At 68.7% G+C, this 6261-nt stretch carries 2 protein-coding genes and 1 pseudogene; all 3 read left to right on the top strand.

Features of this window, described 5'->3' with window-relative positions:
* A pseudogene (locus AB0B89_RS34105) lies at positions 1-1066 on the top strand (germacradienol/geosmin synthase); the annotation flags it as partial.
* A gap of 183 nt (positions 1067-1249) precedes the next feature.
* Positions 1250-3997, top strand: a complete 2748-nt coding sequence (locus tag AB0B89_RS34110; protein WP_358561162.1) for a ricin-type beta-trefoil lectin domain protein — start codon at positions 1250-1252, stop codon at positions 3995-3997.
* Between the two features lie 12 nt (positions 3998-4009).
* Positions 4010-6229: an RICIN domain-containing protein gene (locus AB0B89_RS34115; protein ID WP_358561165.1), complete on the top strand. Its 2220-nt coding sequence runs from the start codon at positions 4010-4012 to the stop codon at positions 6227-6229.
* The last annotated feature ends 32 nt before the right edge of the window (positions 6230-6261 follow it).

Below are 6261 nucleotides of genomic sequence, written 5' to 3' on the forward strand. Positions count from 1 at the left end.
CAGCCCGCACATCGACGGCGCGCGAGGCCACGCGGTCGGCTGGGCGCGCGAGATGGGCATGTTCGACTCGGTGCCCGGCGTGGAGCTCGGCGGCGTCTGGGACGAGCGTCGCTTCGTCGGCTTCGACTTCGCGCACTGCGCCGCCATGATCCACGCCGACGCGAGCCCCGGCGAGCTCGACCTCTCGTCCGACTGGCTGGCCTGGGGCACCTACGGTGACGACTACTTCCCGCTGGTGTTCGGGACCACTCACGACGTCGCCGGGGCGAAGCTGTGCAACGACCGGCTGCCCGCCTTCATGCCGCTGGACGCCGGGGCCACCCCCGAGCCGTCGAACCCCGTCGAGCGCGGCCTCGCCGACCTGTGGCGGCGCACCGCCGGGCCGATGGAGCTCTCCGCCCGGCGGCAGTTCCGCACGGCGGTCGAGGACATGACCTCCAGCTGGGTGTGGGAAGTGGCCAACCAGGCCCTGCACCGCATCCCCGACCCGATCGACTACGTCGAGATGCGCCGCAAGACGTTCGGGTCCGACATGACGATGAGCCTGGCCCGGCTCGCGCACACCGACGAACTGCCGCCGGGCATCTACCAGACCCGGGTGATGCGCGAGCTGGACACCGCCGCGCAGGACTACGCGTGCTTCACCAACGACCTGTTCTCCTACCAGAAGGAGATCGAGTTCGAGGGCGAGATCCACAACCTGGTCCTGGTGGTGGAGCACTTCCTCGACGTCGACCGGTGGAAGGCACGCGACATCGTCGCCGACCTGATGGAGGCGCGCATGCGGCAGTTCGAGCACATCGTCGCCAACGACCTGCCGAAGCTGTTCGACGAGTACGCCCTGGACGAGACCGCCCGCGCCATCCTCACCCGTCACGCCGACGACCTCAAGGAATGGATGTCGGGAATCCTCGAATGGCACCGCAGGTGCGCGCGGTACACCGAGGCCGAGCTCCGCCGCACCCGGCAGGCCGGCGCGCCGGAGGACTTCGCGTTCCCGCCCACGGGCCTCGGCACCTCGGCGGCACGGGTCGCCGCGCTGGTGGCCCGCCCGCAGGCCTCGTAGAGGCGGGCGCCCGGCACCGAGTGAACGGCCTCAGGTGCCGGGCGCTTTTTTTCACATCGTGAATTTAATCCGGGGATAGGCGTTGCGCCCCCGTTTCGGGCGTGTTACCACTGCTTCACGCCAGTGCGATGCCGGGCAGGGCCGTACGGCAGGTCTTCACTCCTCCTCCAGATGGAGATCCGCATGCCCTTCCCAAGATCCAGGCTGGCCCTGCCCCTCGCCCTGCTGCTGGCAGGGGTGGGGCTGGGTGTCGCTCAGGCCCCGGCCGCGCAGGCGGCCGGCGAGACCGTGAACATCTGGCTCACGACGACCTCCGACTCGGGGGGCCGCACGGTGACCAGGGGCCTCCAGCAGCAGGCGCCCGTGGCGTTCGCGGCCACCAGCCCCTCGGCGTCCCAGACGATCACCGTCAACGACAACACCACCTACCAGCAGTTCGAGGGCGGCGGCGCGTCGTTCACCGACACCGCCGCCTGGCTGATGAACAGCAGCGGCGCGCTGAGCGCGAGCACGCGCACCGCCGTCATGCAGAAGCTGTTCGACCCGAGCAACGGCATCGGCCTGAGCTTCGTGCGCAACCCCATGGGGTCCTCCGACCTGGCCCGGTCCAGCTACTCCTACGACGACACGTGCTGCGACCTGACGGGGTTCTCGATCAACCATGACCTCGCCGACGTGCTGCCCCTGACCAAGCAGGCCAAGGCGCTCAACCCGGCGCTGAAGATCATGGCCTCGCCCTGGAGCTCGCCGGCCTGGATGAAGGACAACAACGCCTGGAGCCAGGGCTGGCTGCAGTCGCAGTACTACGGCATGTACGGCGAGTACTTCGCCAGGTACATCCAGGCCTACCAGGCCCAGGGGGTGCGCATCGACTACGTCTCGCCGCAGAACGAGCCCACGTGCTGCGCCGGGTACCCGTCGATGAACTGGAACACCTCCGGCCTGCAGTACTTCATCAAGAGCGCACTGTGGCCGGCCTTCCGCAGCGCGGGGATCACCACCAGGACGCTCGTCAACGACTGGAACTGGGACGCCTACAACACCTGGGCCGCCCCGCTGCTGGCCGACACGGCCATCCGCAACGACCCGCTGTTCGGCGGGATCGCCTGGCACGGGTACGGCGGCGACGTCACCACGCAGACCACGGTACACAACCAGTATCCGCAGGTGAACGCGTACATGACGGAGCACTCGGGCGGCAACTGGATCCCGGACCAGCAGACCGAGGACATGAACAATTTGATCGACTACACCCGGAACTGGGACCGTAGCTGGGTCAAGTGGAGCCTCGCCGTCGACCAGAACCAGGGCCCGCACAACGGCGGGTGCGGCACGTGCACCGGCCTGATCACCGTCCACAACGGTGACGCCCGCAGCGGACAGGTCGACTACACGATCGAGTACTACACCATGGGCCACCTCACCAAGTTCGTGAAGCCCGGGGCGTACCGCGTCGACTCCACCGCCAACTCCTCGGTGAAGAACGTGGCGTGGAAGAACCCGGACGGGTCGAAGGCGCTCATCGCGTACAACACCACCGGGAGCACCCAGTCGGTCAAGGTCAACTGGGGCGGCCAGTCGTTCACCTACAGCCTGCCCACCAAGACCTCGGCCACCTTCACCTGGTCGGGAACGCAGTCGGGCGGCGGCACCGGCGGCAAGGCCATCACCGGCTACGGCGGCAAGTGCGTCGACGTCGCCGCGGCCAACAGTGCCAACGGCACCCAGGTCCAGCTCTACACCTGCAACGGCAGCGCCGCCCAGCAGTGGACCGTCGGCACCGACGGCACCATCCGCGCCCTCGGCAAGTGCCTCGACGTCAACGCCGCGAGCACGGCCAACGGCACGAAGGTCCAGATCTACGACTGCAACGGCAGCGCGGCGCAGTCCTGGACCGCCGGATCCGACGGCACCCTGCGCGCCCTCGGCAAGTGCCTCGACGCCACCGGCCCGAGCTCCGCCGACGGCACCCCCCTGCAGATCTGGGACTGCTTCGCGAGCGCCAACCAGAAGTGGACCCTGCCGGGCGGCGGCACCACGCCCCCGCCCCCGGCCGGCAAGATGCCCGGCGCGCCGTACCTGTACATGGGCTGGGGAAGCCCGCCGAGCGCCACCTCGGTGATGAGCGCCACCGGGGTCAAGGCGTTCACCATGGCCTTCATCCTGTCCGGCGGCGGCTGCAACCCGATGTGGGACGGTTCCCGGCCGCTGACCGGCGGTGTCGACGCGCAGACGATCTCGGCCATCAAGGGCGCGGGCGGCAGTGTGCAGGTCTCCTTCGGCGGCTGGTCGGGCAACAAGCTCGGCCCGAACTGCTCCTCGTCCTCCGCCTTCGCCGGCGCCGTGCAGCAGGTCATCAACGCCGTCGGCCCGGCCGTGGTCGACTTCGACATCGAGAACACCGACGAGTTCTCCAACTACACGGTCCAGGACCGCATCCTCGGCGGGCTGAAGATCGTCAAGCAGAACAACCCGAACGTCAAGATCGCCCTCACCTTCGGCACCGGCACCGGCGGCCCCACCGGAGACGGCATCCGGCTGATCAACCAGTCGAAGGCGCTGAACGTGCCCGTCGACAACTACACGATCATGCCGTTCGACTTCGGCGGCGGCGCCAACATGTACCAGAACACGGTCAACGCCTCCGAGGGCCTGAAGAACGCCCTCAAGAGCGCCTGGGGCTGGACCGACGCGCAGGCCTACGCGCACATGGGCATCTCGGGCATGAACGGCCTGTCCGACCAGTCGGAGGTCACCACCACCGCGATCTGGACCCAGATCCGCGACTGGGCCAAGTCCAAGGGCCTGACCCGGCTGGCCTTCTGGTCGGTGAACCGGGACCGCCCCTGCCCCGGCGGCGGCGTCTCGGAGACCTGCAGCGGCGTCTCCCAGAACAACTGGGACTTCACCCGCATCACCGCCGGCTTCTAGGCGGGAGGCCTCATGTCAGTGAGACATCCGGTCCCCGCGATCCTCGCGGCGCTGGCCACGATCGCCCTGTCCCTGGTGACGCCGCCCGGCGCGAGCGCCGCGACCGTCCCCTCCCTCGAAGCCACCACGACCTCCGCCCTGGCGGCGGCGGCCGTACCGACCGGCTGGACCACGGTGGTGAACAAGGGCAACGGCAAGTGCGTGGACGCGCGGGCCGCCGGCTCGGCCAACGGCACGGCGGTGCAGCAGTACGCGTGCAACGGCTCGGGCGCGCAACTGTGGCAGCTCCAGGCGACCAGCGGCGGCTACTACCGCGTCAACAGCAACCTCAACGCCGCCCAGGCGTGGGACGTCACCAACGTCTCGACGGCCGACAACGCCCCCATCCAGTTGTGGTCGTACTCCGGCGGCAACAACCAGCAGTGGCAGCCGGTGGAGGAGGCCGGTGGGTCGTACCATTTCGTGAATCGCAACAGCGGCAAGTGCCTGGACGTGCCCGCCGCCTCGACGGCGGACAGCGTCCAGCTCGTGCAGTACACGTGCAACGGAACGGCGGCCCAGTCCTTCACCATGGGAACCACCCCCCCGCCGGGCAACGGCCCGGATCTCGGCCCGAACGTCAGCGTCTTCGACCCGTCGATGCCGGCGTCGACCATCCAGAGCAGGCTGAACTCGGTGTTCAGCCAGCAGGAGACCAACCAGTTCGGCGGTAACCGGTTCGCGCTGCTGTTCAAGCCGGGCACCTACAACGTCGACGTCAACGTGGGCTTCTACACCCAGGTTCTGGGCCTTGGGCTTTCGCCCGACAACGTCACCATCAACGGCGGCGTGCACGCCGAGGCCGACTGGTTCCAGGGCAACGCGACGCAGAACTTCTGGCGCGGCGCCGAGAACCTCTCGGTCACCCCTCCCTCCGGCACCGACCGGTGGGCGGTCTCGCAGGCCGCGCCGTACCGCCGCATGCACGTACGCGGCAACCTCCAGCTGGACGACGGCGGGTGGTCGAGCGGCGGCTTCATCGCCGACTCCAAGATCGACGGCCAGGTGCGCTCCGGCTCGCAGCAGCAGTGGCTGTCGCGCAACGCCCAGTGGGGAAGCTGGACGGGTTCCAACTGGAACATGGTCTTCGTCGGGGTGACCAACGCGCCCTCCGGCAGCTTCCCCAACCCTCCGTACACCACGGTGGGCACGACCCCGGTCGTCCGGGAGAAGCCGTTCCTCTACGTCGACCAGGCCGGCGCCTACCAGGTCTTCGTGCCGGCGCTGCGCACCAACTCCCAGGGCACGACCTGGACCGGCGGCGCGCCGGCCGGGTCGTCCATCCCGATCGACCAGTTCTTCGTCGCCAAGCCGGGCAACTCCGCGGCCGACATCAACACCGCCCTCACCCAGGGCAAGAACCTGCTGTTCACCCCGGGTGTCTACCACCTGGGCGACACGATCAGGGTGACCCGCGCCGACACCGTGGTGCTCGGCCTCGGCCTGGCCACGCTGATCCCCGACAACGGCGTCACCGCGATGTCGGTCGCCGACGTCGACGGGGTCAAGGTCGCGGGGCTGCTCATCGACGCCGGCACCACCAACTCGCCGGTCCTGATGCAGGTCGGGCCGTCCGGCTCCTCGCAGAGCCACGCGGCCAACCCCACCTCGCTGCACGACATGTTCTTCCGGATCGGCGGAGCGGGGGTCGGCAAGGCGAGCCAGAGCCTGGTCGTCAACAGCTCCAACGTCATCGGCGACCACATGTGGCTGTGGCGTGCCGACCACGGCAGTGGCGTCGGCTGGAACTCCAACACCGCCGCCAACGGCCTGATCGTCAACGGCAACGACGTGACGATGTACGGCCTGTTCGTCGAGCACTACCAGCAGTACCAGACCATCTGGAACGGCAACGGCGGGCGCACGTACTTCTACCAGAACGAGCTGCCCTACGACCCGCCGAACCAGGCGGCGTGGATGAACGGCGGCACCCAGGGGTACGCGGCGTACAAGGTGGGCAACTCGGTCACCAGCCACGAAGCGTGGGGCCTCGGCAGCTACGCCTACTTCAACGTCAACCCCAGCGTGGTGGAGGCGCACTCGTTCGAGGTGCCGAACACCCCGGGCGTGCGGTTCCACAGCCTGGTGACGGTGTCCCTGGGCGGCACCGGCACCATCAGCCACATCATCAACAACACCGGAGGCCCGTCCAACTCCTCCACCAACGTCGCCAACCTCGTCAGCTATCCCTGATCGCGACCGGCCCGGAGCCCCTGGCTCCGGGC

Origin of the sequence: Sphaerisporangium sp. NPDC049002 (genome assembly GCF_040649355.1) — a bacterium.
GTDB lineage: Bacteria > Actinomycetota > Actinomycetes > Streptosporangiales > Streptosporangiaceae > Sphaerisporangium.

Excerpts from the sequence above, each read along its gene's own strand:
- AB0B89_RS34110 (WP_358561162.1), top strand. The coding sequence starts at position 1,250 with ATGCCCTTCCCAAGATCCAGGCTGGCCCTGCCCCTCGCCCTGCTGCTG.
- AB0B89_RS34115 (WP_358561165.1), top strand. The coding sequence starts at position 4,010 with ATGTCAGTGAGACATCCGGTCCCCGCGATCCTCGCGGCGCTGGCCACG.